Source organism: Cryobacterium suzukii (assembly GCF_004403185.1).
GTDB lineage: Bacteria > Actinomycetota > Actinomycetes > Actinomycetales > Microbacteriaceae > Cryobacterium > Cryobacterium suzukii.
Window position 1 is genome coordinate 299,232 of the sequence record NZ_SOHJ01000011.1, and the last position, 24,705, is coordinate 323,936.

Here is a 24,705-nt window from a genome sequence, read left to right on the forward strand (position 1 = left end):
ACTGGAACCACCAGTCGCCTTCAAAGGAGAAACCGTGACCGTACTCTCAGATGCCCGTGAACTTGCCGGAGACATCACCGACCTGCGCCACCGACTGCACCAGGAACCCGAAATCGGGCTGCAGCTGCCTCGCACGCAGGAGAAGGTACTCGAGGCCCTCCAGGGCCTTCCGTTCGAGATCAGTCTTGGTACCGACACCACCTCGGTGACGGCGGTGCTGCGCGGAACCGGCGCCGGGGCATCCGCTTCACGGCCCGTGGTGTTGCTGCGCGGCGACATGGACGCGCTTCCACTTCAGGAACGTACCGGACTGGAGTTCAGCTCGCGCATTGACGGCGCCATGCACGCCTGCGGTCACGACCTGCACACGTCCATGCTCGTGGGCGCGGCAACCCTGCTCGCCCACCACCGTGACCAGCTCGCCGGAGACGTCGTGCTCATGTTTCAGCCGGGCGAAGAGGGCTACGACGGGGCGGGAGTGATGATTCGCGAGGGTGTGCTCGACGCTGCCGGTCGTCGCGCTGACGCTGCCTACGGTATTCACGTGATGTCGGCCGGCGCATCCAACGGGCAGTTCGCCAGCCGCACCGGAACCCTGATGTCGGCCAGCGATGGCCTCACGGTGACGGTGCACGGGGCCGGCGGGCACGGTTCTGCCCCGCACCAGGCGCAGGATCCAGTGACGGTGATTGCCGAGATGGTCACCGCCCTGCAGGTGATGGTCACCCGCCAGTTCGACATGTTCGACCCGGTGGTGCTCTCGGTCGGGGTTCTGCAGGCTGGCACGAAGCGCAATATCATCCCCGATTCCGCGCGAATGGAGGCGACTGTGCGGTCATACACGCCCGAGTCGCGGGCCAAGCTGGCACGCGTGGTGCCCCGGCTGCTCGAGGGAATCGCGGCAGCGCACGGCGTTGAAGTAACGGTGGATTACGTCACCGAATATCCGCCGACCGTCACAGACGAGGGCGAAACCGGTCGGGCCGAGCGCGTCGTCGGCGAACTCTTCGGCGAAAAGCGGTTTACACGCATGGTCAACCCCCTCGGCGGCTCCGAGGACTTCTCGCGAGTGTTGCAACAGGTACCGGGAACCTTTGTATTTCTCTCGGCCGCGCCGCGTCAAGCGGATGCCCCCGCCGCCTATAACCACTCCCCCGCGGCAACCTTTGACGACGGTGTCCTGGCCGACGGCACGGCCCTGTACACGCAGCTGGCGCTGTCGCGCATGGCCGAACTGGCAGGTTGAGGCCCGGACCAGCTTCGGTGTGCTCACTCCGTTGTCGGGTTCGCGCAAGTCGTCGGTGCGCGCACGAAAGCGGATGCTTGTCATGCACACATGCCACGAATAGGGCGCGCGACACGACACTAAAGTTCACCCAGTTCGCGGGGAGGCGCATCTCTCTCGTGCGTGCTTAGCTGGATTCAGAAGCTTTTTTGGGAGTCTGATAATTTACAATTTCACGCTGAGCAGCGATACCACTATGTCCAATATGGCAGATCGAGCACGCATCGTCGATGTGGGCAGCGCCACCCGTCATGATGGGCAGGCAGAATGACCGTTCCAAGACTCTACCTTTCCGTCAATGGGTGCCTGTGCCCCCGTTCCGAGCCAGACCCGGCTTGGGGCGACGTGGCCAAGGCATCGATCAACATCGAGTACGGCGACGGTCACGCTTCCACCCGTGACGTGCACTGGGCTCCCCGCCTGATTACGGCACTCGACTCTCTGCTGATGCAATACGGAGTAGAACTGGTCTGGCTAACCTCCTGGAACGAGTTCGATGCCACCCGGCAGTTGCTCGTACCCGAGCTGCACGGACTGGCCGGCGGGCGCATGCTCGACGTGACGACCCCGCCGAAACACCCCGGCCAAACCGATGGCGAGACGGGACTGTGGAAGTCCCAGCGCATCGAAGAGGATCAGAACGTGCCGGCACCGTTCATCTGGATAGACGATGCCGACGTGCAACTTCACGGGGAGAAGGTGCTCAACGCCACGCTGGAGACTCCGTCGCTGCTTATTCCGCCGCACTCCGCAGTAGGCATCACCGTCGACGACATTGCCCGGATGCGCATCTGGCTGGAGCAGCTGCCCTAATTTAGTTCGAGCACTCGCCTTGCCGCTCTTGCCGCGACTGAACACGGTGCGGCCACGTTCGACTAGCTGCGCAGGTTCGACTGGTTCGACTACTTGCGCCAAGTTCAACTAGGTGCGCCCAGTTCAACTAACTACGCCAAGTTCAACTAGGTGCGCCAAGTTCGACTAACTACGCCAGGTTCGACTAGGTGCGCCAGGGTGGTTCGGGGCTGGGGGTGTTGGCCCGGTGAGTCCGGGCGGGGCGCCAGGTTTGGGTGGGGTCCCATAGGACTGGCCCGCGTATTTGGGGTCTGCCGTTGATCATGCGGATGTTCCATCCGCTGGTGTCGATGGTGTGGTGGTGGAACCAGCACAACAGGGTGCCATTGGTGATGGTTGTCGGTCCGCCCTGGTGGTGGGGTTGTATGTGGTGGACTTCGCACCAGCGGGCGGGGATGATGCAGCCGGGGATGATGCAGCCTTCGTCGCGGGCACTGATGGCGGCTCGTTGCTTCGGGCTGAAGCAGCGCATTTTGTCGCCGAGGTAGAGGATGTCGCCGTTGGTGCCGACGATGATTTTTTGGGTGCCGCCAGCGCAGATGGCTTCTTTCACCCGGCGCAACGACACGGGCGCTTCGATGCCGTCGATCCAGCCGACGCCGCGGCCCTGGTCAAGGTCGGCGGCATTGACGTGAATCATCACCGTCGGCGCCGCGCCGCCCATCGTCGGGGTTTTCGGATCGCGGGCGGCAGCTTCGAAGACCGAGCGGAGGATGTCGGCGCGTTTTTCGCCGGCGGTGCGGCGGTCGCCGTCGTAGCGGGTGTCCCCGGTGAACGGGTCCGCGCTGAAACGCTCGGTGTCGGCGTCGGCCTCATCCAGGCCGTCCAGCCCCGTACCGCGGTCGAGGGATTCGGTGGGCACGAATATGGGGGTGCGGGACCTGGCGGACAGGTAGGTGTCGAAGAGGGTGTCCATGATGCCGCGCAGCTCGGGAGTGACGTCGGCGCGCAGCGGATAGAGGCCGTTGCGCAGCAGCCCGAACGTGAGCGTGCTTGTGGCCTCCGTCACGTCGTCGGTGGGGGCGGTGCCGTCGGGGTCGAGGCGGCCCTGCCATTCCAGGGCTTGCGCCCGCAGCAGGTCGGGCGCGAAGCGGATGCCCGCCCCGGGCAGTCCGGCTGTTTCCGGGGTAACGGCGCCGGTGGCGGTGGCGACGAGGGCACGTTCGACGTGGTCGAGGTCGTCCTGCAGGACTTTCCCGTGCAGCGCGGTGAGGGTGGTGGCGATGATCTCGGCCGATTCCACCCCGAGCTCCCCGCTGCTGAGGCCGGCGGCGATGACCGAGTATCGGGCTGGCACCGGCAGGCCCATCGGCGTGCGTTCCACGACGGTCTCGCCGAGTTTCAGACGGCGTTTGGCTTCACGGCCGGAGATACCGGCGAGCTGGGTGATGAATTCGACCCGGTTACGGCATCCGTTTCTGTAGGCGAGCGACCCGCTGCCCAGATCGGTCTCGGCACGAACGCCAATGTCGGTGGTGGCTCGTAGTCTTGCACCATCAACCCTGCGACCCAGCTCTTCCAACGCCGTCAGCACGGCGACGGCCTCAGCATCATCGAGGTGCCCAAACCGTGTTCCGTCTAAGACAGAGCCCAGCAAAGCACCAGCCTGATCAATGACCGCAACCCGGGAACCCTCGGGTTCCGGCATCGAGCCGGCTGCAGCGGGCGGGGCGGTGAGGGTCATGGCGTCGGTGCCTCCTTCACCCACAATTATAGCTCAAATCACCCTTAAAGGCGAGGCAAACTCAGTAAAATAGTGACGTGTGTTCAGAAGTTTCTTCTCATCTGCGAGAGCGGGTAAATGTCGCTACAACCACGCTGAAGCAGCCACTCACCCGCCCTTGGGGGCAGTTGCTACAGCCCGCCCGCAGCGAAACGCCGAGGGCGGTGCCCGCCTCCGCGGCGAAGGCCACCACGCCCTCGTTCAGAGCCCGCGGCGACCCGCAAACAGGGCGTGCAGCAAGGGGGCGACCGACGCGACCATGAGTACGGTGCCGAGCACCGCGTCATCCGCTCGCAGCAGCACGCCGGCGAAAAGCAGTGCGCCGAAGAGAACAGCCGAGACCGCCTGTCGCACGGTGCGTTCGAGGCGTGCAACTCGTTTCTCGAGGCCCGGGCTGCCGAACGCCACGCTGCCGTCTTCGATTCGGGTGATCAACCCGTCGAGCCGCTTCGGCAGGCGAAACGCGAGTCCGGCGGTCTCCACCGCCTGTTTGGCAAAGTCCTGCACCAGGTTGCCGCTTTCATCGCGGAGCAGCTGCGCAGCGTAGGGCTCGACCGAGTCCCAGAGGTTGAACGCGGGGTTGAGCGCGCTCGAGACTCCGGAGGTGAGGGACATGGCTCGAATGATGAGCAAAAAGTTCTCGGGGAGCTGAAATGGCAACGAGCGCACGACGTCGCCGAATTGCACGGCGAACTCGCGGAATTCGCGCGGGTCGACCTCGCGCAGTTCGGCAAATCCCATTCCGCCGAATCGGGCGAACAGCTGCGTCATTGCGCGCTCGAGTTCGGTCGTTTCGGCCGAGGGCAGAAGCACTCCCACGTCGTTCATGGCGTTGACCAGCCCGCGTCCGTCGCGCGAGGCTGCGGCGATCAGCATTTTGCGCAGCCCGGTGCGCGTGCTCGTGGGGACCTCACCCATCATGCCGAAGTCGATGAATGTCAGCTTCCAGCCACGCTCGCTGTCCGCGTGCGGGGTGACGAAGATGTTGCCGGGGTGCGGGTCAGCGTGGAAAAAGCCCATCGTGAACATCTGGTCGAACATGACTTCAGCGAAGACGGGCGCCACCTGGGTGGGGTCAATGCCGGCCTTGACCAGGGCGTCAACGTCGGTGATCTTTATGGCCGTCACGTCTTCGAGGGTGAGTACGCGGCGGGTGGTGCGTTCCCAGACGATACTGGGCACGCTCACCCGGTCGTCATCGGGAAAGGCCGCCGCGAAGCGTTCAGAGCTGGCTGCCTCGTGCAGGTAGTCGATTTCCTCAAGGCTGGTCTGGGCGAATTCCTCGACCAGCGCGGGCATGTCGACCCGGTTGTACACCAGCCGAATATGGCTGAGCCAGCCGCCCACCTTGCGCAGGGCGGCCAGGTCGACATCGATGATCTCGTCGATGCCCGGTCGCTGCACCTTGATGATGACTCCGTCGAGCCCCGTGTCAGCGGCATCGAGCGCGGTCAGTCGCGCCCGGTGCGCCTGACCGAGGGATGCCGCGGCCACCGGCGTCTCGTCGACCGACGTGAAGGCCCGTTCGAGCGGCATGCCCAGCTCTGCCTCGACGGCCGCGCGAATAGCCGCGAACGACACCGGGGCAACCTCGTCCTGCAGCCCCTCGAGTTCTTTGGTGATCTCGGGCGGTAACACGTCGAGGCGCGATGACATGAACTGCCCGACCTTGATCATCAGGCCGCCGAGGTCGGCCGCGAGCACGTGAAAATTCGTGGCGAAGCGTTGCATCCGCTTCGAGCGAGTGCGCTCGGCGATTTTCACCAGCCCGATGCGAGGCAGGAACAACTCGAACCACCACGTTATAGCGAGATACCAGCTGGCAAAACGCAGAATGCGGCGGTAGCGGGCGCGCATGTTTCCCGCGACCGAATTCGAATCGTAGCTACCTCGTCGAGCTGATGGCACCCGTCAGTCCTGGGCGAGGATCGAGTAAAGCTTGCGACGTGCGTCGTCGAGCACCGTGATGGCTTCTTTCACCTGCGCCGGCGAACCGGTGCGGCCGACCTGGGCTGCAGCCTGGGCAAGCTCGATGCCGGCTTTCGGCAGGGCCGTGTGGCTGTGGCTCGACGTCGACGCTGCGGCTTCCCACGGGGCGCTCGTGTCGGTGTCAGCGACAGCGGCGCGACCTTCGTCGGTCAGGGAGTAGATCTTGCGACCGTTGGACTCCTCGGCGCTGATGAGGCCCTCGTCGGCCAGCAACTGCAGCGTTGGGTAGACAGAGCCGGCGCTGGGCTTCCAGCTGCCACTGCTGCGCTCTTCGATTTCGTGAATGATCTGGTAGCCATGCATCGGCTGCTCGGCGAGCAGCGCGAGCACCGCCGTGCGCACCTCGCCGCGACCGGCGCGGGTGCCTGTCTGCTTTTCAAACCGCGAGCGAAACTGCTCCATCGCCTGCCAGATGCCGTCGATGTTGCCAGCGTTGAACCCGCCTGTTGGAAATGAATTGCCCATGATTGCCTCCTGTAGAAACTGCGAACGATATACAGCGATACTCAACGATATCCAGCGACGGGTTCGAGCGATACACCCAAGTCGGATGCTCAGGGTTAGCTCCCAGACGACTCCGATTTTAGCAATCCGACTCGACGAGAGTCGATGGTCACGGGTCTAGCGTTGAATCATGGAACATACAACGCTTCCCGTCACCCACATCGCGAACGTTCGAGCTGCGGCCACGGTTGAACCCGGACGGCTCGGTCACAGCACCGTTCTCGCCTCCCCCGGAGTGCGCGTGGTCGTGCTCACCTTCGAGGCCGGTTTCACGCTCAAGAAGCACTCAGTGGCCAAGATTCTGGTGATGCAGGCCCTCGATGGATGCCTGCGAGTCACCGCCGGCGGACAGGTCACCGACCTCGTGCCTGGCGCCCTTCTGAGGCTCGATGCCAGCGTGGAGCACGAGGTCGAAGCGCGCGAAGAATCACGACTGATGCTCACCCTGATCGGCTAGATGCCACGGATTTTCGAGCCAGGTCTTAGACGAACTACAGCACCCAGTCGAACGCCTTCGCGGGTGAGCGGGCGCCCTGGGCGGCTTTCGAACGATTCGGCTCGTCGAGCTCCATCAGCAACGCTTCCGAAACGCGCACGAGTGACCCGAACACGTCGGGTGTCAACCATGGCGGGCGTGTGGCGAAGAGGATGTCCTCGCTCGCGGTGTTGCCGCTGGCTCCCGGAGCGAAGGGGCATCCGCCCAGACCCCCGAGCGCTCCGTCCACCATGGTGGCCCCGGCGGAAATAGCCGCGAGCGTGTTCGCCACGCCCAGCCCCCACGTGTCGTGCCCGTGAAATACGATCTCACGGGCCGGTGTCTCGAGGCGCACACGCGTTATGAGGGACGACACCTGAGCCGGAACCGCCTGCCCGAGCGTGTCACAGATCACCACGTGCGAGGCCCCGACCGCGCGTTCGTCTTGCGCAATCTGCACGACCCGCGACGGGTCGACCTGTCCGTCGAACGGGCACGTGAACGAGGTCGCTATGCACAGCTGGATCTGCCCATCGACGTCACGGCTGATCTCCACGGCCGCCGGCATCGCGGAAAGGCTCGCCTCGGTCGTGCGGCCAATGTTGGCCTGGTTATGGGCATCCGTTGCGGAGAAGCAGTACTGAAAGTTACGGGCGCCCGCGGCGGCGGCACGCTCCACATGGCGCGGCGTGGCGACCCACACCCAGCACCGCGCAAGCTCAGCGGGCGTGAGCTCGGCGAGCACCTCGAGGGTGTTCGCCATCGATGGCACGAGATCGGGCCGGGCCATCGACCCGACCTCCAGCGACTCCACCCCAAGCGCGAGCAATGACCGAATGGTCGCCAGCTTGCGCTCGGTGGAGAGCATGCCGCCGGTCAGTTGCAGGCCATCGCGCAGGGTGACGTCCCGCAGCACCGCAGCAGGTTCGAAAGTAAACATCAGGCGAGCTGCAATTCGCTCATGATGTGGTCTATCTCGGCAGAGCTCTTGCCCAGAACCCCAGCCAGCACCTCCCGGGTGTGCTCCCCGAGGTCTGGCCCGAGGGTCTTGATATCGAGCGAACGTTCGCCGATCACCGGCACAATGCCAGGGAAACCCACGCCAGGCAAGACCTGTGACCCGTCGGAGACATCGAAGCGCTGGATCATGTTGCGCGCCTCGTACTGAGAGTCCGCGCAAATATCGGCGGCCGTATATATAGGACCAGACGGAACCCCCGCGTCCTCCAACACGGCCAAAGCCGCGGCCGCCGAAAGCCCCAACGTCCACGCCCCGATCGCGGTGTCGAGCTCATCCCGCCGCAGCCACCGCGCCGCGTTGTTCTGCAGCCCTGGGTCGCGCCCGAGGTCATCGCGGCCGATCACGTGCATGTAACGCTGGTAAATAGCATCCGCGTTGCCGGCGATCACGATACTCGCGCCGTCACCGCAGAGGTAGGCATTGGTAGGAGCGATGCCGTCCATCCGCCCGCCGACACGCTCCCGCGCCACGCCGTAGGCCGAGTAGTCGGGTATGAGCGATTCCATCATTGACAGCATCGATTCGTTGAGCGCCACGTCGATGACGCGTTCGTGCAACTCGAGCGCAGCATCCGTTCGGCCCTGACGCACCTCGCGCTGAAACAGTGCCATCACCGAGCCGAAGGCCGCGTAGAGTCCGGCGATCGAATCGCCGATCGACACGCCGACGCGCACGGGAGGGCGATCGGGGTCGCCCACGAGGTCGCGAAAGCCGCCCATCGCCTCGGCGACCGCGGCGAATCCAGGGCGCTGCGAGAGCGGCCCGGTCTGCCCAAACGCTGACACCCGGGTGAGAATGAGGTCGGGGTTCACCGCGTTCAACTCGGCGGGCCCGAGTCCCCACTTCTCCAGCGTGCCCGGCCGAAAGTTCTCGAGCACCACGTCGCAGTGCGCTACGAGTTCAAGCACGATGTCACGCCCCAGCTCGGTCTTGAGGTCGAGCACGATCGACTTCTTGTTGCGGTTGATCGTGCGAAACAGCATCGACGTGCTGCCGGCGTGCAGCCGCCAGTTGCGCAGCTCGTCTCCGGTTCCGGGGCGCTCCACCTTGATCACCTCGGCGCCGAAATCGGCCAGCATACGCCCGGCCGTTGGCGCGGCGATGAAGTTGCCGAGTTCGAGCACACGCACGCCGGCGAGCGGGGCCACGTTGGTCATATCAAGTCCTTTCCAGCGGATGCTGCGGTGCCAAGCGTGGCTATTTTCCGCCGACGAACTTGTTGGTGTAGGTAGCGGCGAGGTCGATCTCGGCGTCACCGACCTCCGGGTTGGCGATGCGCTGGGTGTCGAGCACGGCCTCGGCACCGGCCTCGCTGTTGCGTCCGTCTTCGGTGAGCTGCGGCTTGAGCTCTTCGATGAGCGCGGCGTAGCGTTCGAGGTTTCCGCCGCTGAAGGTCTCGGGCATCTCGGCAGCGATCTCGGTGCCAGTGTGCTCGGCAATGTACGCGAGCGTCTTGGTGAGCACGTTCGCGAGCTTCTGCGCGGTCTCGGGGTTCTTCTCGAGCCAGTCGCTCTGCGCGTAGAACGATGACGACGGCCACATGTCGGTGTCGTAGTGCTCCTCCACGCCCTCCGGCGAGCGCAGGTCGGCGAGGCTCACGGTCTCGGCACCGGTGCGTTCAGCGAGCACCGACACGTCGGGCTCGAGCATCACGCCGGCCACGACTCCACCCGATTCCATGGCGGCCACAGCGGATGCCCCGGCCCCCATCGCGACGACACTGACGCCATCGGGATTCAATCCAGCCTCCTCGAGCAGAAAGCGAAGCATGGTGTGGGTGGAGGAGCCCGGCGCGGTGACGCCAACGCTCTTGCCGATGAGGTCGTCGAGGGACTTGATCTCGGAGGTTGATCCCGGAGCCACGACGAGGGCGATGGCCGGCGACTTGCCCATCTGCACGAACGAGGTGATGCTCTGGTTCTTGGCCTGCATCTGAATGGTGTGCTCGTAGTAGCCGCTCACGACATCAACGCTGCCGCCGACCAGCGCGGTGAGAGCCTTTGATCCGCCCTGCAGGTCTTGCAGGTCTACGTCGAGCCCCTCCTCCTCGTAGTAGCCGAGCTGTTCGGCGAGGGTGGTGGGCAGGTAGGTGAGCAGGGTCTGACCGCCGATACCGATGGCGACCTTGGGGGTGGCTGCGGCATCCGCTCCCTCGCTTGCGGTACTGCTGCAGCCGGCGAACAGGGTGGCGGTGAGCAACGCTGCGGCGACCACGGTGAACTTTTTGGGCAGGGACACGGTGTTCTCTTTCTCTAGGAGGATCAGTAGTTACGCGCCGGGAACCGGGCGCCAGCGCAGCAGGTAGCGTTCGAGCCGGTTCACGCCGAGGTCGACGAAGAGCACCACGATCATGAGGATGAACATGCCCGCGAACACGCCCTCGGTGTCGAACACGCCTTGGGCCTGAGCAATGACGTAGCCCACGCCGGCGGCGGCGCCGAGGTATTCGCCCACGACCGCGCCCACAATGGCGAAGCCCACGCTGATGTGCAGGCTCGAGAAGATCCAGGTGAGCGCGCTCGGCAGCACGACGTGCTGAATGAGGTGGCGCTCGGTGGCTCCGAGCATGCGGGCGTTGTCAAGCAACACCTTGTCGACGCTTTTCACGCCCTGCAGCACATTGAAGAACACGATGAAGAACACCAGGGTGACGCCGAAAGCCACCTTCGACTCGATGCCGAGCCCGAACCACAAGAGAAAGATGGGCGCGAGCACCACCCGGGGCAGGGCATTGAACATCTGCACGAACGGTTCGAACAGCCGCTCGAGAAACCGCACCCTGGCCAGCAGAAAGCCGAGAATGAGGCCGAGCCCGGTACCAATGATGAAGGCGTAGAGGGCTTCTTGCAGGGTGATCCAGAGGTGCGGAAAGATGAAACCGGAGGCGATCCAGTCCCACACGGCCACGCCGATGGCGCTCGGCAGCGAGAAGAAGAACGTGTCGATCACGCCGGCCCGGCCGAGAATCTCCCAGGCACCGAGCACCAGCGCGGTGAGCAGCAGCTGATAGAAACGCATCAGCATCGCAGGCGTTTCGCTGCGGGGGCGGGCTCGGCTGCTGCGGGGCGGGCGCACAGCGGATGCGGCGGGCGCGGCATCCGCTCGAATCGTCGTCGTTGACATGTCAGGCTGCCTTTGCCGCATAGGTCTTGGCCACTTCGTCGCGCAGCTTGCCCCAAATTTCGCGGTGCAGTTCGACGAACTGCGGGTCGTCACGAATCTCGAGCAGGTTGCGCGGGCGTGGCAGGGTGATGTCGTAGCGGGCCACCACGTGGCTCGCGGGGCCGGCGCTGAGCAGCACGACCTCATCGCTGAGGGCAATGGCTTCGTCGAGGTCATGGGTGATGAAGATCACGGCCTTGCCCGACTCCTGCCAGATGTCGAGCAACTCGTTCTCCATGATCTGGCGGGTCTGTACGTCGAGAGCGGAAAAAGGTTCATCCATGAGCAGAATGTCGGGGTTCACGATCCAGGCCTGCGCGATGGAGGTACGCTTGCGCATTCCGCCACTGAGCTGGTGCGGGTAACGGTCTTCGAAATTCGACAGGCCCACCTTGGCAAGCCAGCGGCGCGCCTCGGCGGCCGCTTCCTTCTTGCCAACGCCGCGCATGATGAGGCCGAGCGACACATTGTCGAGCACGGTCTTCCACGGCAGCAGGGCGTCTTGCTGAAACATGTACGAGGCGCGGCGGTTGACGCCCACCACCGGGGCGCCGAAGCTGCGCGCCTCGCCCTCGCTCGGCGCCATGAGCCCAGCGGCCATGTTGAGCACCGTGGACTTGCCGCAGCCTGTCGGGCCCACGATCGACACAAACTTGCCCGGCATCACCGTGAGATCGATGCCCTTCACCGCGAAATACGAGCCGCCCTGGGGCGTCACAAACTCCTTGGTGCAGGCATCGAGCTGAACCGCCGGTACGTGCGCTGTTTCTGTTGACGTCATCGTCATGCATTCCTTACAGGCCGGGTGTCGAGATTCTCACTCACATTGCGAGTGAACCACTCGCGATGTGGTTACATGAACCCTAGTGGCGCTTTGCACCCGAACGCAATGAATAATGGCTCTGTGACAAACGGATGCTTCGCTCGCCCAGCGCAGACAAGGACACCTCGTGATTGAAACAGCTGGTAACCGCATTCTGGTGCTGGGCAAGATTCGCCAGATCATGGACTGCTTCACCGTGGAGGAGCCCACCCTGTCGCTGAGCGCGATTCGCCAGCGCGCCGGACTGCCCGAGAGCACCACGCAGCGCCTCGTACAGAACCTGGTGTCGGAGGGCTTTCTCGACCGCGACGGCAGCGGCTACCGCATCGGACTGGGCGTGGCGCGCTGGGCTATCAATGCCACGCAGGGCCTCGACGTGATCCAAGCCTCCCGCCCGATGCTGCAGACCCTGCGTGAACAGACCCAGGAGTCGTCGGTGCTCTATGTGCGCTGGCGGCAGTACCGAACCGTGGTGGCCACGGCCCGCTCGCCGCGCGCCATCTCCCGAGTGCTTGAGGTAGGCACCGTGATGCCGCTGCACCTGGGTTCGGCCGGCAAGGTGTTTCTGGCCTTCGATGAATTCGCCCGGCAGGAGCTACTGACCGTTGCGCCGGAGGAAGCCCTCCCTGCCGAGCTGCTGGATCAGATTCGCATCCAGGGCTGGGCGTCATCGTTCGAGGAGCGCGAACCCGAGGTCGCTTCGGTGAGCTCCCCCGTATTCGACCACCACGGCAATGTGGTGGCCGTGGTGGGCATCGTGGCCCCGTTCTCGAGGCTCAACGAGGCGACCGCGGTTCCGGGGTACACCGTGCCTGTCGTGGAGGCCGCGGCGCTGATCTCGGCGGCGTTGGGGTTTGAGAGAATAGGACAATCATGAAGACCCTTCTCAATATCATCTGGCTCGTACTCTCAGGCTTCTGGCTATTTCTCGGCTACATGGTGGCCGCGCTCATCATGTGCGTGCTCATCGTCACCATCCCCTGGGGAATCGCGGCCGCGCGCATCGGCGTCTACGCCCTCTGGCCGTTCGGCAAGACAGTGGTTGAGACGCCGAACGCCGGCGTCGCGTCGCTCCTCGGCAACGTCGTCTGGGTCATTCTGGCCGGCTGGTGGATCGCCCTTGAACATTTGATCTCGGGCATCGCTCTCTGCATCACCATTATTGGTATCCCATTCGGAATCGCCAACTTCAAGCTGATCCCGGTGGCCCTCATGCCGCTCGGCAAGCAGATCGTCGACACGCCCTAACGCGCACCGATGCATGCCGTCGGCGCTCAGGAGCTGAGTGCGTGCGCGCGTGCCGCCATCCGCTTTTGGCGTGCACGTCGAAAAAGTACGAGAAAGACCACGACCACCGCAGCACCGACACCGGCGACCATCCACATATATCCGGTACTCCCGACCGCCCCTAAGAGCAGCGCACCGGCCGTCAGCACGAAGGCCAAAAAGGCGAGGGTGAGGTAGCGGTCATCGGCCCTCGCAAACGGATTCCGTAGCTCGAGTGGCGGCTCGGTCACGGGCTCCCAGACCACGATGAGGAACGTGGCGACTGGCCCAAGAAACAGCGAGACCACGAACCAGTTCCAGCGAGAACGGTTCTTCTGTTCGGCCAGGCCCGCATTGACGAGGGCCAGCACAAACCAGCCGCCGCCGTTGAGCCACCAGCCGTTCTGCTGCGGTGCCTGATTGACGATCTCGCTCACGAAGTTGTGCATGCGTCATGCTCCCACAAATGGCACCCCGCGCGATGCGTCACGAACATTGAGCTGATGGGTCATGTCAGCCGCGAGGACTCGTTCAGTGCGCAACCCGGTACGTGACATGTGTGACTAGTTGCCGCTCCACCGAGCGGAGCTTCTCAAGCTTGAGATCATTTAGTCCCGCCAGCAGCGGCTCGCCGGCGACGAGCACCGCCGTCGCGATGTGCAGCCGTAGTTCGTCGATCAGCCCGGCTGACAAATATTGCCGCGCAGTAGCGGCCCCGCCCGCGATCGCCACCTCTTTCTCCCCCGCAGCAGCGCGAGCCTGATCCAGGGCCGTTTCAATGCCAGTGGTGACGAACGTGAAAGTCGTGCCGCCTTCCAGAACGAGCGGGGCTCGCGGGTAGTGCGTCAGCACGAACACCGGCGCGTGGTACGGCGGGTCGTCGCCCCACCAGCCTGTCCATTCGTCGTCCCACTCGCCACGGCCAGGACCGAACATGTTGCGCCCCATGATGTAGGCACCTGCGGTCGCGATGGCGGCGATCTCCGCGGCGTTCTCGTCGGGCCGCTCGAACCGCCAGCGGGCCAGTCGTTCACCGCCTTCGCCAAGCGGATGCTCCAGGCTCTGATTCACGCCGGCCGCGTAGCCGTCTTCCGAGACCATCATGTCGCAGGTCACTGTCATGTCGATCTCTCCTGTCTGGCGGTTTTCAGCTGATCCGTCGTCACCACGATTTGACACCCAGATCTGGCTCCCGGCAAGTGGTGACCACCTATCGCGGCGTTCGCAACCGAATCGCACCCTTGGCGGTCGATGGATCGACCACGACTCCGCCCTGCGTGATCTGCAATTCGCCGCGGGCGACCATGCGGCGTGCGGCTCGGCGGGCCGGCTCCATCAGGTCGCGCCATTCCTCGCCGCCGATGGCTCGCGCCGCGTCAGACGGGCAGATCGTGGAATCGTGCGCCCGGGTCTGGAGCAGTGTCACGATGGTCGCCTCGAGTTGCTGGTCTGTCGCGTTGACTCCGTGTGACCGGCACGCCGCCGAGCAATACTTCACCGATTCCCAGTTCTTGGCCCACTTTGCGCGCCACTCGATGCGACGCCCACACGAGGCGCACGTCTTATCCGCCCTGGCAGCTGCGGAGTCAGCATCGGCGGGGGTGCGTTGACGGTGGGCCATGCGTTCTATCCTGCCGCGAGACTTCAGATACTCCGAATAGAATCTGCTGGCGGTGCCCCGGGGATGGAAGAGAATTCAGACAGCCGCAGCGTGCGGCACCGGTTTGACGTCAGAGTAGCGGGAAAGCCCCTGCCAACCGGGTGAGAGCGGCCTCCCCCACGATCGGGATGCCGTAGTCGCGGGCCTTGCGCGCCTTGCCCGAGAGGGAGTCAGGGTCGGCCGCAACGAGAAGCGCGGTCGGCTTATGTCCCCGGTGAGTGCAACGAGGTCGCCGAGGTGCAGTTCGAAGTGCGCACTGGCCACCGAAACGATGGCCAGCTCCGGCTGGTCGAGCGCGGCGTCGAGGGCATCCGCTGAAATGTCGAGAAGGTTGGCGACGTCGATGAAGTCGGCCATCTCATCCGTTATGAGGACGCCGTCAGCCCAGGCGATGCGGGCCAGCGCGGCGAAATACTCGTTGTTCAGCAACTTGCAGCGGTGCCGGCTGAGACCGAACTCTTCGGCGAGCTGCACAAGCACCTGCGCTTCGTGCGCGGAAAGTCGCCGGTCGAGCAGGGCAAGGTAGTTTTGGTGTTCAGCCGGTCCGCTGATTTCGGGGCAGTCGTCCGCTAATGCGTGCCAGAAAAGCGGATGCTGTCTGCTCCGTCGCGAATTCCGGCCGCGCATACCACGGGCGCTCCGACAACGGCAGGGTCGGCAAACTGGGCGTCAATATGCGGCCGCAAAACCTCGTCGTCGAGCAGTTGGCGCAACCCGACGGTAGCCTTGTGGGCCGCCTATTCGGTGCTGAACCCGGCGGTGATCCACCCTTTGATCTGCTGGTGTTTCGCGTGTGCGACAGCGTCGCCGTTTAGCCAAGGCTCGCGCGGTGGGCCGCCGCATCGAACTCCGCGGTACGCTGCCGAAGTTGCAGCGCCAAAAGTGACGCTGCGAAGGCTCGTTCAAACGCGGCAGCGTCCTTCGAGCGGATGCCGTAGAGCAGACTCACCCACTCCCCCACCTCGATCCGGATCTGACTCCAGAACAAGCCGCGGGTGACGACAAGAATCTCGACGTCCTCAACCACGGTCACGATAGCGACGCCACCAAGGGTGACCGTGACTTTGTCGCCGTGAAGTGCAAGTTTCCAGTCCCCGGAGCGTGTGAGGGCCTTGCCCCAGGCTGATGGCTGCCAAGTCGGCGGCATGCTGGCTGTCCTCTCGCTTGCTCGGCGAGTTCGATCGGGTTGCAGGACCCACGGCTGAATGGCCGTGCATTTCAACAATCATCCTGAGTGCGCGAGACGGGCTTTAGCCCGCACTTCGCACTCTAGTCAATACGTAGCCCGCCCACGGCCCTCGGACAGGGCTGATTTAGGAGGTTCTGGCGAATCTAGAGCGACAGGGCAGAAACAAACGAAACGGCACCAATGGGTACCCTCGCTGCGGATCAGAGCAGCGGAAACACCCCCGCCAGCCGGGCGAGAGCCGCCTCCCCCACGATCGGGATGCCGTAGTCGCGGGCCTTGCGCGCCTTGCCCGAGAGGGAGTCAGGGTCCGCCGCAACGAGAAGCGTGACCTTCTTTGTCACCGCACTCTTCGGCGCGAAGCCTCGGGCCAGCAGCTCCGATTCCCAATCACTGCGCGGCCGGTTCATGTCGCCGGTCAGCACCACAAGGTCGCCAAGGTGCAGTTCGAAGCGCGTACTGGCCACCGCGACTATTGCCTCTTCCGGCTGGTCGAGCGCGGCGTCCAGGGCAGCCGCTGAGATGTCGAGGAGGTTGGCGACGTCGACGAGGTCGGCCATCTCATCCGTTGTGAGGATGCCGTCAGCCCAGGCGATGCGGGCGAGCGCGGCGAAATACTCCCCGTGCAGCAGCTCGCAGCGGTGCCGGCTGAGGCCGAGCTCTTCGGCGAGCTACACGAGCGCCTGTGCTTCGTGGGCGGAAAGTTGCCGGTCAAGCAGGCAGCGGTCGAGCAGGGCAAGGTAGTCCTGGTGTTCGGCCGGCCCTGAAATTTCGGGCAGTCGAACGCTGATGCGTGCCAGAAAAGCGGATGCCGTCTGCTCCGTCGCGAATTCCGACCGCGCGTACCACGGGCGCTCCGACAACGGCAGGGTCGGCCAGCGGTAGGCGGCCGCACGGTCGAGTACATCGGCCCACAGGGTAGGGTCGGCGGCGATGTAGTTGCTGAGCAGGCGGGCGGTGGCGTAGGTATCGACGGAGGCCCGGTGCGCTCCGGTGAGATCGATGTCATAGGCAGCGCAGCAGTCGGCGAGCGACCGACCGGTGCCGGGCAGAAAGTCGCGGGCCAGTTGCATGGTGCAGAGGCTGATCACCGGTTCGGTGACGGGGTAGCCGGCGCGGGCAAGTTCGGCGAGCAGGAAGCGCAGGTCGAAGGCAGCGTTGTGGGCCACGACGACGCGGCCATCGAGCAACGCCACGAGCTGTGGGGCAACCTCCACGAAGGTGGGCGCGTGCATAATATCGGCGGCACGCACGCGGTGAATGTCCTGGCGCCCGAGGTCACGCCCGGGGTTGATGAGCGTCTCCCACTGGCCTTCGATCTGCCCGTCGGCGCTGACATGCGCGACGGCCACTTCGATGACGCGGTCGTGGCCGCCCGCGAACAGTCCCGTGGTCTCGAAGTCGATTACGGCGAAACCGGGCATGGTGCTCCTGAGCTGAACGGGGTGGTCCTCTGACTGTACTGAGGGTGTAGACGTGGGCGCGGCCCACAGACGAGGGACGTCAGCGGTTGCGGCGGCGAAGCCGTTTAGCCCAGGCTCGCTCGATGGGCCGCCGCATCGAGCTCCGCGGTGAGCTGCCGAAGTTGCAGCGCCTTCAGTGACGCGGCGAAGGCTCGTTCAAACGCGGCGGCATCCTTCGAGCGGATGCCCTAGAGCCGACTCACCCACTCCCCGACGTGCAGCTCGATCCGGCTCCAGAGCAGGCCGAGGGTCACGGTGACGATCTCGACGTCCTCGACCGCGGTCACGATAGGGACGCCGCCCAGGTGACCGTGAGGGTGCCGCCGTCGAGGGCGAGTTTGCAGCCGCTGGAGCTGGTGAGGGCCTTGCCTCAGGCGGATGGCTGCCAAGTCGGCGGCATGCTGGCTGTCCTCTCACTGGCTCGACGCGTTCGATCCGGCTGCAGGACGCGGCTGAATGGCCGTGCATTCCCCACCGGGCCAGCTGGATCGCCGCGTGCCCGACCGCGCCGGCACCGCCGGCCACGAGCACGACCTTGCCAGCCAGGGCGCCCGGATGCAACCGGTCCGGCCCGTCTTCGGCCACCGTGAGTGCGCGGTACGCCGTGATCACCGGCACCCCAAGGCTCGCGCCTGATCGAAGCTCGCGTTCGCCAGCAGCGGAAAGACGCGCTCCGCGGGCAGCACGGCGTGCTCCTGGGCCGAGCCGCTGCTCGCACGCTGGTACGCGGTCAGCGCCAGCTACATCCGGTCGCCCACGCCGACGTGCTGCACGCCCTCGCCGACCGCCTCGACGATGCCGGCGCCGTCCTGGCCTGGTACGACGTCGTCGAAGGCGAGCGCCTCGCCCGGTGCCGCGCCGCGTCGGGACTTCCAGTCGGTGGGATTCACCCCGCTGACCACGATCCGCACCCGCACCTCGCCGGCTCCAGGTTCGGTCACCGGCCGATCGACGAGCTGAAGCACGGACGGGTCACCGGTCTGGCTGTACACAATGGACTTCATGTCAGGGGTAACACTGGCGGGGTGGAATGTTCCCCTGCAATCACCCCTACAGCAGCAACTCTGACCTCTCACCCTTCTCAGTGACCACCAGCTCCTCGTGTGCTCGGCTCGCAGCGACTTTGAGAAGTGACCGCGCACGAAGGTTGGCATCGACGAGGTCTTCCCCATGGAGGCCCTTGAGCACCCACGGGTTCGGTACAGCGCCCGCCGAGAGGTCGAAGAGTGCGACGCCAGAGAGTTCCATTTCCTTGACCGTGTGCATGGTGAGGACGACCGACTGTCCACCAGTCAGTCGTGCTGAGTTCAACAGGCGACTGCTACGCCTCGCTGGGCCAGCCCGTCTTGAATGGTTTCCGCCTTGTTGTTCGCGAAACGAGGAATAGGTTCCCGCCGAGCCGAACGATAGCCGTCAACCCGTCGGTATCATTCTCCGAATCAAGGTAGTCACCGACCTCAAAGACGTAACCGCAGGTTCTGCTCTGTCGTGCGGCAGTTCAGCTCCAGGCGACGCGACCATCCGGTTACTCAAATCCCGAAGCGGCAAAGCACCACGTGCTGACCGTAGATTAGCTGATGGGTGCCTTCTGCGATGAAAAGGCCATCCGGGCCCACGGCGACGACAGCCTTCATCAACTGCCAGTGCGACCTTTGAGGTCTTGCGCCTCGTCGATGAGCACCTGATCTCCGCGCATTCCAGCGCCCGCTGGGCTGCTCAACCATGCCGCCGCTTCAGATGACAATTCTGCCTAACTCAGTGTCCCGGTGATTCGTACGTTCTCACGGCTCTGCTCGCCTACACGCCACACAGCGGCGCGCTTCTTGCGATCGAGCGCAACGCCTCGGCCGTGAGCTCCGGGTCAATCCCTCGGTCGCGTGCAGTGAGGAAGCGATTTACTGTGCTCACCAACGGGTGTGCCCCGCATCGGGCTGCCACCGGAGGCTTTCCCCGAAGAGGGGATACGCCATGTCGCGCATCCGTGCGTGTCTGAGGAATATGCCAGGACAGCAGCGAAGAGGTGTCGAATGTCAGTGGCGCCCTGTAACGTCTGTCGGCTGGCCATAAGATCAGCTCACTAGGTATTTTACCTGCCAAGCAGTGACAAAGACGTTTCGAAGCCCAATGGGGTTTCTGTATGGGGGAACAGATGAGTTGGCCAAGCGGCGATATTGATTTGATCAAATACGTGGAAGAGCAGCAGGCAACGGCTCTGCGAACCTACGAGGTCAATCCCGACCTTCTCGAAGAGCATGTCGGGCAAGAAGATAGCTTCCGGGTCGGGGGATACGGACAGCGTCAGGTCAGTGAACTGCTGCAGAATGCTGTCGACGCGCTGACTATGTCTGGTGGACAGGGAACCGTGGAGTTCCGGATTGCCGATGGCGCGCTGTACTGCGCGAACGAAGGCGAATCCTTCGCTCGCGAGGGTCTGCGAGCCATTTGCTACGCGTTCCTGAGTTCCAAGCGTGGTGAAGACATCATCGGAAGATTCGGCTTGGGGTTCAAGTCGGTACTTGGAATTTCGGACCACCCCCAGATCTTCAGCCGATCAGTGAGCTTTGAGTTCAATGCCCCGGGCGCGGCCGAACTCTTCGCCGGGATTCCATCGGCGACCGGGAAACTTCCCCTATTGCGTGTCCCCTCGGTCATGGACGTGGCGACCGAAGTCGCCAACGACCCGAACCTAGCCGAGCTGATGACCTGGGCGTCAACGGTGGTGAAGCTACCTCTTGTCAGGGACGGTGCGCGCATCCGCGAAGAACTCACTGCGTTCAAGACCCAGTCACTCCTTTTCATGAAGTCGGTGAATGAAGTGAAGATCAGCCTTCAGCCAAAGGCCGGGGCTGCGCCCGTCATCCAAACTCACAAGCGCGAAGGTGACCTCGCGGAGGGCAAAGTACTCCTCAAATCCCCCGACGGAGCCGAAACCACGTGGCTCTTCGCCGAGCGAGAATACGAGCCGTCGGAGAAGGTCCTGCAGACGCTGACCGCAACGACAAGTCGCAAGAAGATGACAGTCTCCTATGCGGTCCCGCTCGGAGCAAGCACAGCTGCTCTTGGGCAGCTGTGGGCGTGGTTTCCTCTTCAAGACCAGACAACTGCACGCGGGATATTCAATGCTCCGTGGCAGGTGAATGATGATCGCACCACCCTGATCCCCACCAGTGCGCTAAACGGAGAAATGCTTGATGTCTGCGCGGAACTCTTTCTCGATGTTGTGGTCCGTGCCTCGACGCCGGAAGATCCCGCAGCGCACCTTGAGTTCTTTCCGGCGAGAGGACGCGAGATACGCAGCGCTGCGGACAGGGTGCTTTCTCTCCGCATCCCCGAATTGGCGCGGAGAAGGCCGATTATTCCGGACTCCAACGGCGTTCTGCAGGGTCGCGGATACTTCAAGGGGATTCCGGATCTCAAGCCCCTGCCTGTTCCGGTCGATCTGATGCAAGCTTGGCAAGACGTCGTGGGACGCGAAACGATGCCCCATGCGTCCTGTTTCTCCACAGCGCGCGACCGATACACCCGATTACGCGCAATCCTTCGTGAGGATGATGACGACCGATCTATCTACGAGTCGAGCGTTGTGACATGGCTTCAGGAACTCGCGCACATTCGAACGCCTCAGTCAGTGCTAACCGCGCTGAAGGCGTACGCAGCGCTCAAGGACAAGGGTTTCGGCGGTATCACCGGGAGCTCGATCGTACCCGTGGTCGGCGGCACGTGGGCAGCAGTGAGCGCCCATGAATCAGTGCTCATTGCTCGACCAGGACAGCCGATCCCCAGCGGAGTCGCGCTTGTGGACGACGGCTTCACAGCAGACCCCGAAATCGTCACGTTGCTGCACTCCCTCCAATTTCGCGATGTGTCCATGGATCAGACGTCGATCGCTATCGCGGCATTGGCGAGTGAATCCTGGAGAGGTGATGAATGGACGCGACTATGGAATGCTTTGCGCGCCTCGTCAGCAGCAGTCGCCGTGGAGTCTCTAACAAAGATTCGAAGTCGTGGGCTCGACGTTATGGTCCAGACACGTTCCGGCCTGTGGAGGGCGGCTGCGACCGTCATTGAAGACGATTCATTCGCCGATGGATTGAGGGATCGTCATGCAGAGGATCTTGTGCACGGCAGCCGAACTGATCTTCTTCGTGCGGCCGGCTGTTTCTCCAGCCCGCAGCCGGACTTCCCACAGTCCAAAGAACGGATTTTTCTGGAATACAGGAACGCAGCGGATGCGCTGCTACGCAAGCGCATCCGAGAGGCAGGCCACACCCACGGAGCGATAGGCATCCCTGATTTCGTGGGTACCGGCCCCCTAGACCTCTTCCTCGAGCTTGCCAACGATCCTGCGGCACGGATGGAATGGACCCGACGGGTCCTGCGCACAATGCCGAGCAAGATGACGGTGGTCTCGGTGCCTCTGACAAGTTCCAGGAACAACGCGGACGTCGAAATCGCATCACCCGACTGGTGGGCAGTCCTTCAGCATGGTCTGGTGCAGACTTCGCTCGGAGTAAGACGGACCGGTGAAGCGGTGTCATCTGCGCTACGCGATTTTTCGCTATATCTGCCGATTGTCGACGCAGAAATCAGCATGAGCCTCGACCCTCCCCGTTCTCTCGAAAGCTTGCCTGAGCACTTGCTTCGTGACTTCATGGGTAGGGACGGCTACCACGTCGAGGACGCCTCCAAGCTGACCCAACTCCTGGTAGCGGCCTCGGCACACGAAAGCCTTGCCACAACGGCCAATATCCCGGCGGTCCTTCACGGTGCTGTGGTGATTCGCCCGAGGACAGATGTCGTGGTGGCGTCGACTCCCGACGACATCGCTGTGCTAGAGGAACTCGGCATTGCCTATCTCGACGGCACCGTCAAGAATTCCGCACGATTGATCGAAAAGTGGGGACTGCGCCCCGGCGAAGAAGCGCTATCGCGGACGCTGGAGATCAGCGAACAGGGTACTGAAGGGCCGCTCACGGACCGATATCCGAGCCTCGCTGGGCGCCTCAGGGTATCGATCGGTCGCGTCCGTTTGCGATCGAGCGCGTCGATTCTGCGAAGGAGCTCCACTTCTACAGGCATGTTTGAAGAACGACTTATGAGCGCGCATGTAAGTGACACCATCGTTGTCGACGACACCCTTGAGGATGTCGAAATTCTTGGCGAGGTTTCCAAACAATTGGGGCTCGGCCTCACGCGGCAGGACATCTACGACATCCTGCGGGATGACGAAACCATGCGCCATAACGATCTTGTTCAGCGATCGCGGATTGCTGGTTCCGACCCGGAACGCCTCTTGATCTTGGCAGGTGTGAAGGTGCTGCAGGAAGCACTGCCGAAGCGTCTCCTGGACACCATTGAAAGCAAGAAGGGCCGTCAATCAGAACTGGAAGTTGCTCAGCTCTACTGGCAGGTTCGCGGTCTCGACAGTCTCTGGACAATTCGAGAGGAGCTTCGAGCGATCGGTCTGGTAGTGCCACGGGACTGGGCGGGCTCGGCACTGGCAGAGGCATTCGTCGTTGGCCTGGGATTCGCCACAGGGTACGCGGGGCAGAAGAACGTCCCACGCCCTTCGCTCCTTCAGGTGCAAGGCCTAGTAGATCTGAAGCCTCTTCATAAATTCCAGGAAATCCTTGCCGGTCGCATTCGGGACCTGGCGACTGCTCCCGCCAAGGGCGGTCAGGCGCAACGCGGGCTGTTGTTTCTCCCTACGGGGGCAGGAAAGACCCGTGTCACCGTTGAAGCGATCATCCGCATGCTCCGTGACGACGAGCTCTCGGGGCCGATCCTTTGGATTGCGCAGTCTGAGGAACTCTGCGAACAGGCCGTTCAAGCGTGGGCAGAGGTGTGGCGTGCCATTGGCGATGAACGCGTGATCGACATCTGTAGGTTCTGGGGTGGGCACGAACTGGACGAGTCGAACGAAGAATTGCAGATCGTTATCGCCACGGACGCACAGCTGAGCACGCGCATCGCCTCTCCCAACGCGCGAAGTTACAACTGGCTCGCGGAGGCCTCCCTCGTGGTCATTGATGAAGCCCACACAGCGATGAGTAAGACCTATACCGGCATCCTCCGTTGGCTGGGCCTGACCTCCGCACGAACGGACCGCCCCCTCCTCGGTCTCACGGCGACGCCCTATAGAGGGCGCAACGCGGAGAACAACAGACTCTTCGTCGATCGCTTCGGTGGCAACAAGCTGGAAGCCCTCGATCCCGACGACCCCATCGGTCAACTCCGCGAGGAAAAAGTGCTATCTGAGGTGGACCACTACGTCCTCGACGGAATGCGAGTCGCTGCCATGGGCAGTGATCTGGTGACTTTCGACCAGATGAAGGAAGTGACGAAGTCGATGCTCGACCGCATCGGGCAGGACCTCGATCGGATGCAGACTGTTGTCAATGACATCCTCGAGCAGGATCCTTCGTGGCCGATTCTGGTCTTCGCGGCGTCGGTCTCATCAGCTCATACTATTGCTGCGTTGTTACGCCTGGAAGGCAAGACAGCGGCGGCCGTAGACGGCACTATGCGTCCCCAGGAACGGCGTCGAATCATCGACCAGTTCAAGAGTGGTGAGATTCGGATCATCGTGAATTGCGACCTTCTAACTCAAGGATTCGATGCACCACAGGTGCGCGCGCTCTACATCGCGCGCCCGACGTTCAGCCCGAATCGGTATCACCAAATGATTGGTCGCGGGCTTCGGGGACCCAAGAATGGTGGCACCGAACGCTGTCTCATCGTGAATGTTGCGGACACGTTCGACGAGTTTGGCGAGGAGCTCGCCTTCACGGAGTTTGACTACCTTTGGGCACCGGAAAAAGTAGCAAGATGACGATCAGCAACGTAGAAGCCCAGCCGCGCGGCTAAGACAGCAGCGGGTCGGCCCCGCCGATGGCGCATGTGAGGTCCTAACACGGAGTCCCGCCTACGCGTATCTCGTGGGAACGCTGTACCCCGTTGGGGTGGGAATCGCGACGCCGAAACCGGAATTGGAGGAGCCGCTCTCCCCCACATCGAGTCCGCCGAGGTGCGGGAGGAGTTCGCGCCAGCCAAGATGGACCCGACGCAATCAGCGAACCTGAAGACGAAGACCGAGGGCTCAACCTGACGGGCGCCTTCGGTTGGGCCCCTCAGTCACTGAAGATGTCTTTTATTCACGACGGCACCGGAGTCGTGGCGTCCGTTAGGGCCGGGGCCTATTCGAAGCGCAGGGGATTGCCGGCGCAACAAGACGCCCCGGAAATACGCACTCTTCCGGCCCACGCAACGGGGGAATCTCTTGATCGTGCTTCATTC

General features: G+C 63.5%; 23 protein-coding genes and 1 pseudogene. 7 read left to right on the plus strand and 17 right to left on the minus strand.

The features are described from left to right. Positions 1-34: 34 nt before the first annotated feature. Positions 35-1,246 (plus strand): M20 metallopeptidase family protein, encoded by a 1,212-nt coding sequence (locus E3T39_RS11170; protein WP_134515283.1) that lies wholly within the window; start codon positions 35-37, stop codon positions 1,244-1,246. A gap of 306 nt (positions 1,247-1,552) precedes the next feature. Next, a complete protein-coding gene (locus tag E3T39_RS11175; RefSeq protein ID WP_134515285.1) occupies positions 1,553-2,098 on the plus strand; it encodes an HAD domain-containing protein in 546 nt (181 codons plus the stop codon). 184 nt (positions 2,099-2,282) lie between these two features. Here the strand turns inward: E3T39_RS11175 and E3T39_RS11180 are convergent, their stop codons facing one another. From E3T39_RS11180 to E3T39_RS11190, 3 genes are all read right to left on the minus strand, one after another. Further along, positions 2,283-3,821 carry an HNH endonuclease signature motif containing protein gene (locus E3T39_RS11180; protein WP_134515287.1) on the minus strand — a complete coding sequence of 513 codons (1,539 nt, stop codon included), beginning with the start codon at positions 3,819-3,821 and terminating at the stop codon, positions 2,283-2,285. A gap of 240 nt (positions 3,822-4,061) precedes the next feature. Continuing rightward, positions 4,062-5,717 carry an ABC1 kinase family protein gene (locus E3T39_RS11185; protein WP_134515789.1) on the minus strand — a complete coding sequence of 552 codons (1,656 nt, stop codon included), beginning with the start codon at positions 5,715-5,717 and terminating at the stop codon, positions 4,062-4,064. A 54-nt stretch (positions 5,718-5,771) separates the two neighbouring features. Beyond that, a complete protein-coding gene (locus tag E3T39_RS11190; RefSeq protein WP_134515289.1) occupies positions 5,772-6,314 on the minus strand; it encodes a PadR family transcriptional regulator in 543 nt (180 codons plus the stop codon). 169 nt (positions 6,315-6,483) lie between these two features. Between E3T39_RS11190 and E3T39_RS11195 the strand changes: the two genes are divergently transcribed. Continuing rightward, a complete protein-coding gene (locus E3T39_RS11195; protein ID WP_134515291.1) occupies positions 6,484-6,810 on the plus strand; it encodes a cupin domain-containing protein in 327 nt (108 codons plus the stop codon). Positions 6,811-6,844: 34 nt separating this feature from the next. Here the strand turns inward: E3T39_RS11195 and E3T39_RS11200 are convergent, their stop codons facing one another. The 5 genes from E3T39_RS11200 to E3T39_RS11220 are packed head-to-tail and all read right to left on the minus strand — an operon-like array spanning position 6,845 to position 11,792. Next, entirely contained in the window at positions 6,845-7,768 is a 924-nt protein-coding gene (locus E3T39_RS11200) for a beta/alpha barrel domain-containing protein (RefSeq protein ID WP_134515293.1), read from the minus strand. Beyond that, on the minus strand, positions 7,768-9,006 hold the full coding sequence (locus tag E3T39_RS11205) for a CaiB/BaiF CoA transferase family protein (RefSeq protein WP_134515295.1): 1,239 nt from the start codon (positions 9,004-9,006) through the stop codon (positions 7,768-7,770). The genes E3T39_RS11200 and E3T39_RS11205 overlap by 1 nt, the downstream gene beginning before the upstream one ends. A gap of 40 nt (positions 9,007-9,046) precedes the next feature. After that, complete coding sequence (locus E3T39_RS11210) at positions 9,047-10,087, minus strand: ABC transporter substrate-binding protein (RefSeq protein ID WP_134515297.1); 1,041 nt, start codon at positions 10,085-10,087, stop codon at positions 9,047-9,049. Positions 10,088-10,117: 30 nt separating this feature from the next. Beyond that, positions 10,118-10,972 carry an ABC transporter permease gene (locus E3T39_RS11215; RefSeq protein ID WP_198416119.1) on the minus strand — a complete coding sequence of 285 codons (855 nt, stop codon included), beginning with the start codon at positions 10,970-10,972 and terminating at the stop codon, positions 10,118-10,120. Position 10,973: 1 nt separating this feature from the next. After that, positions 10,974-11,792, minus strand: a complete 819-nt coding sequence (locus tag E3T39_RS11220; protein WP_134515298.1) for an ABC transporter ATP-binding protein — start codon at positions 11,790-11,792, stop codon at positions 10,974-10,976. 169 nt (positions 11,793-11,961) lie between these two features. Between E3T39_RS11220 and E3T39_RS11225 the strand changes: the two genes are divergently transcribed. Further along, complete coding sequence (locus E3T39_RS11225) at positions 11,962-12,711, plus strand: IclR family transcriptional regulator (protein ID WP_134515300.1); 750 nt, start codon at positions 11,962-11,964, stop codon at positions 12,709-12,711. Continuing rightward, entirely contained in the window at positions 12,708-13,082 is a 375-nt protein-coding gene (locus E3T39_RS11230; protein WP_134515302.1) for a YccF domain-containing protein, read from the plus strand. The genes E3T39_RS11225 and E3T39_RS11230 overlap by 4 nt, the downstream gene beginning before the upstream one ends. A 26-nt stretch (positions 13,083-13,108) precedes the next feature. Here E3T39_RS11230 and E3T39_RS16285 read toward each other — a convergent pair whose 3' ends face one another. The 4 genes from E3T39_RS16285 to E3T39_RS11250 all read right to left on the minus strand — a co-directional run bounded on the left by E3T39_RS16285 (position 13,109) and on the right by E3T39_RS11250 (position 15,240). Continuing rightward, positions 13,109-13,549: a hypothetical protein gene (locus E3T39_RS16285; protein WP_198416120.1), complete on the minus strand. Its 441-nt coding sequence runs from the start codon at positions 13,547-13,549 to the stop codon at positions 13,109-13,111. Positions 13,550-13,631: 82 nt separating this feature from the next. Continuing rightward, positions 13,632-14,222, minus strand: coding sequence for a dihydrofolate reductase family protein (locus E3T39_RS11240; protein WP_134515304.1), 591 nt, complete (start codon positions 14,220-14,222; stop codon positions 13,632-13,634). Positions 14,223-14,310: 88 nt separating this feature from the next. Next, complete coding sequence (locus E3T39_RS11245; protein WP_134515306.1) at positions 14,311-14,721, minus strand: DUF2256 and DUF3253 domain-containing protein; 411 nt, start codon at positions 14,719-14,721, stop codon at positions 14,311-14,313. Positions 14,722-14,796: 75 nt separating this feature from the next. Next, positions 14,797-15,240 carry a hypothetical protein gene (locus E3T39_RS11250; RefSeq protein WP_134515308.1) on the minus strand — a complete coding sequence of 148 codons (444 nt, stop codon included), beginning with the start codon at positions 15,238-15,240 and terminating at the stop codon, positions 14,797-14,799. 92 nt (positions 15,241-15,332) lie between these two features. Between E3T39_RS11250 and E3T39_RS11255 the strand changes: the two genes are divergently transcribed. Further along, the gene (locus E3T39_RS11255; protein ID WP_134515310.1) at positions 15,333-15,575 is read left to right on the plus strand and encodes a hypothetical protein; all 243 of its coding nucleotides are present in this window, start codon (positions 15,333-15,335) and stop codon (positions 15,573-15,575) included. Here E3T39_RS11255 and E3T39_RS11260 read toward each other — a convergent pair. The 5 genes and pseudogenes from E3T39_RS11260 to E3T39_RS11275 all read right to left on the minus strand — a co-directional run bounded on the left by E3T39_RS11260 (position 15,572) and on the right by E3T39_RS11275 (position 18,720). Continuing rightward, positions 15,572-15,907 carry a hypothetical protein gene (locus E3T39_RS11260; RefSeq protein WP_134515312.1) on the minus strand — a complete coding sequence of 112 codons (336 nt, stop codon included), beginning with the start codon at positions 15,905-15,907 and terminating at the stop codon, positions 15,572-15,574. The two genes, E3T39_RS11255 and E3T39_RS11260, sit on opposite strands and share 4 nt — an antisense overlap. A 242-nt stretch (positions 15,908-16,149) precedes the next feature. After that, on the minus strand, positions 16,150-16,506 hold the full coding sequence (locus tag E3T39_RS16465; protein WP_241979658.1) for a BRCT domain-containing protein: 357 nt from the start codon (positions 16,504-16,506) through the stop codon (positions 16,150-16,152). A 111-nt stretch (positions 16,507-16,617) separates the two neighbouring features. Beyond that, on the minus strand, positions 16,618-17,370 hold the full coding sequence (locus tag E3T39_RS16470; RefSeq protein WP_241979659.1) for a 3'-5' exonuclease: 753 nt from the start codon (positions 17,368-17,370) through the stop codon (positions 16,618-16,620). A 510-nt stretch (positions 17,371-17,880) separates the two neighbouring features. Continuing rightward, positions 17,881-18,413, minus strand: a pseudogene (locus E3T39_RS11270) (alcohol dehydrogenase catalytic domain-containing protein); the annotation flags it as partial. Between the two features lie 46 nt (positions 18,414-18,459). Continuing rightward, a complete protein-coding gene (locus E3T39_RS11275) occupies positions 18,460-18,720 on the minus strand; it encodes a hypothetical protein (protein WP_134515314.1) in 261 nt (86 codons plus the stop codon). Between the two features lie 838 nt (positions 18,721-19,558). On the opposite strand from E3T39_RS11275, the gene E3T39_RS11280 reads away from it, so the two are divergent. Then, on the plus strand, positions 19,559-24,241 hold the full coding sequence (locus E3T39_RS11280; protein WP_166784105.1) for a sacsin N-terminal ATP-binding-like domain-containing protein: 4,683 nt from the start codon (positions 19,559-19,561) through the stop codon (positions 24,239-24,241). Positions 24,242-24,705: the final 464 nt, after the last annotated feature.

Coding starts and splice junctions, on each gene's coding strand:
- E3T39_RS11175 (WP_134515285.1), top strand. CDS start 1,553: ATGACCGTTCCAAGACTCTACCTTTCCGTCAATGGGTGCCTGTGCCCC.
- E3T39_RS11180 (WP_134515287.1), bottom strand. CDS start 3,821: ATGACCCTCACCGCCCCGCCCGCTGCAGCCGGCTCGATGCCGGAACCC.
- E3T39_RS11185 (WP_134515789.1), bottom strand. CDS start 5,717: ATGCGCGCCCGCTACCGCCGCATTCTGCGTTTTGCCAGCTGGTATCTC.
- E3T39_RS11190 (WP_134515289.1), bottom strand. CDS start 6,314: ATGGGCAATTCATTTCCAACAGGCGGGTTCAACGCTGGCAACATCGAC.
- E3T39_RS11195 (WP_134515291.1), top strand. CDS start 6,484: ATGGAACATACAACGCTTCCCGTCACCCACATCGCGAACGTTCGAGCT.
- E3T39_RS11200 (WP_134515293.1), bottom strand. CDS start 7,768: ATGTTTACTTTCGAACCTGCTGCGGTGCTGCGGGACGTCACCCTGCGC.
- E3T39_RS11205 (WP_134515295.1), bottom strand. CDS start 9,006: ATGACCAACGTGGCCCCGCTCGCCGGCGTGCGTGTGCTCGAACTCGGC.
- E3T39_RS11215 (WP_198416119.1), bottom strand. CDS start 10,972: ATGTCAACGACGACGATTCGAGCGGATGCCGCGCCCGCCGCATCCGCT.
- E3T39_RS11220 (WP_134515298.1), bottom strand. CDS start 11,792: ATGACGTCAACAGAAACAGCGCACGTACCGGCGGTTCAGCTCGATGCC.
- E3T39_RS11230 (WP_134515302.1), top strand. CDS start 12,708: ATGAAGACCCTTCTCAATATCATCTGGCTCGTACTCTCAGGCTTCTGG.
- E3T39_RS16285 (WP_198416120.1), bottom strand. CDS start 13,549: ATGCACAACTTCGTGAGCGAGATCGTCAATCAGGCACCGCAGCAGAAC.
- E3T39_RS11240 (WP_134515304.1), bottom strand. CDS start 14,222: ATGACAGTGACCTGCGACATGATGGTCTCGGAAGACGGCTACGCGGCC.
- E3T39_RS11245 (WP_134515306.1), bottom strand. CDS start 14,721: ATGGCCCACCGTCAACGCACCCCCGCCGATGCTGACTCCGCAGCTGCC.
- E3T39_RS11255 (WP_134515310.1), top strand. CDS start 15,333: ATGCGTGCCAGAAAAGCGGATGCTGTCTGCTCCGTCGCGAATTCCGGC.
- E3T39_RS11260 (WP_134515312.1), bottom strand. CDS start 15,907: ATGCCGCCGACTTGGCAGCCATCAGCCTGGGGCAAGGCCCTCACACGC.
- E3T39_RS16465 (WP_241979658.1), bottom strand. CDS start 16,506: ATGGCCGACCTCGTCGACGTCGCCAACCTCCTCGACATCTCAGCGGCT.
- E3T39_RS16470 (WP_241979659.1), bottom strand. CDS start 17,370: ATGCCCGGTTTCGCCGTAATCGACTTCGAGACCACGGGACTGTTCGCG.
- E3T39_RS11280 (WP_166784105.1), top strand. CDS start 19,559: ATGAGTTGGCCAAGCGGCGATATTGATTTGATCAAATACGTGGAAGAG.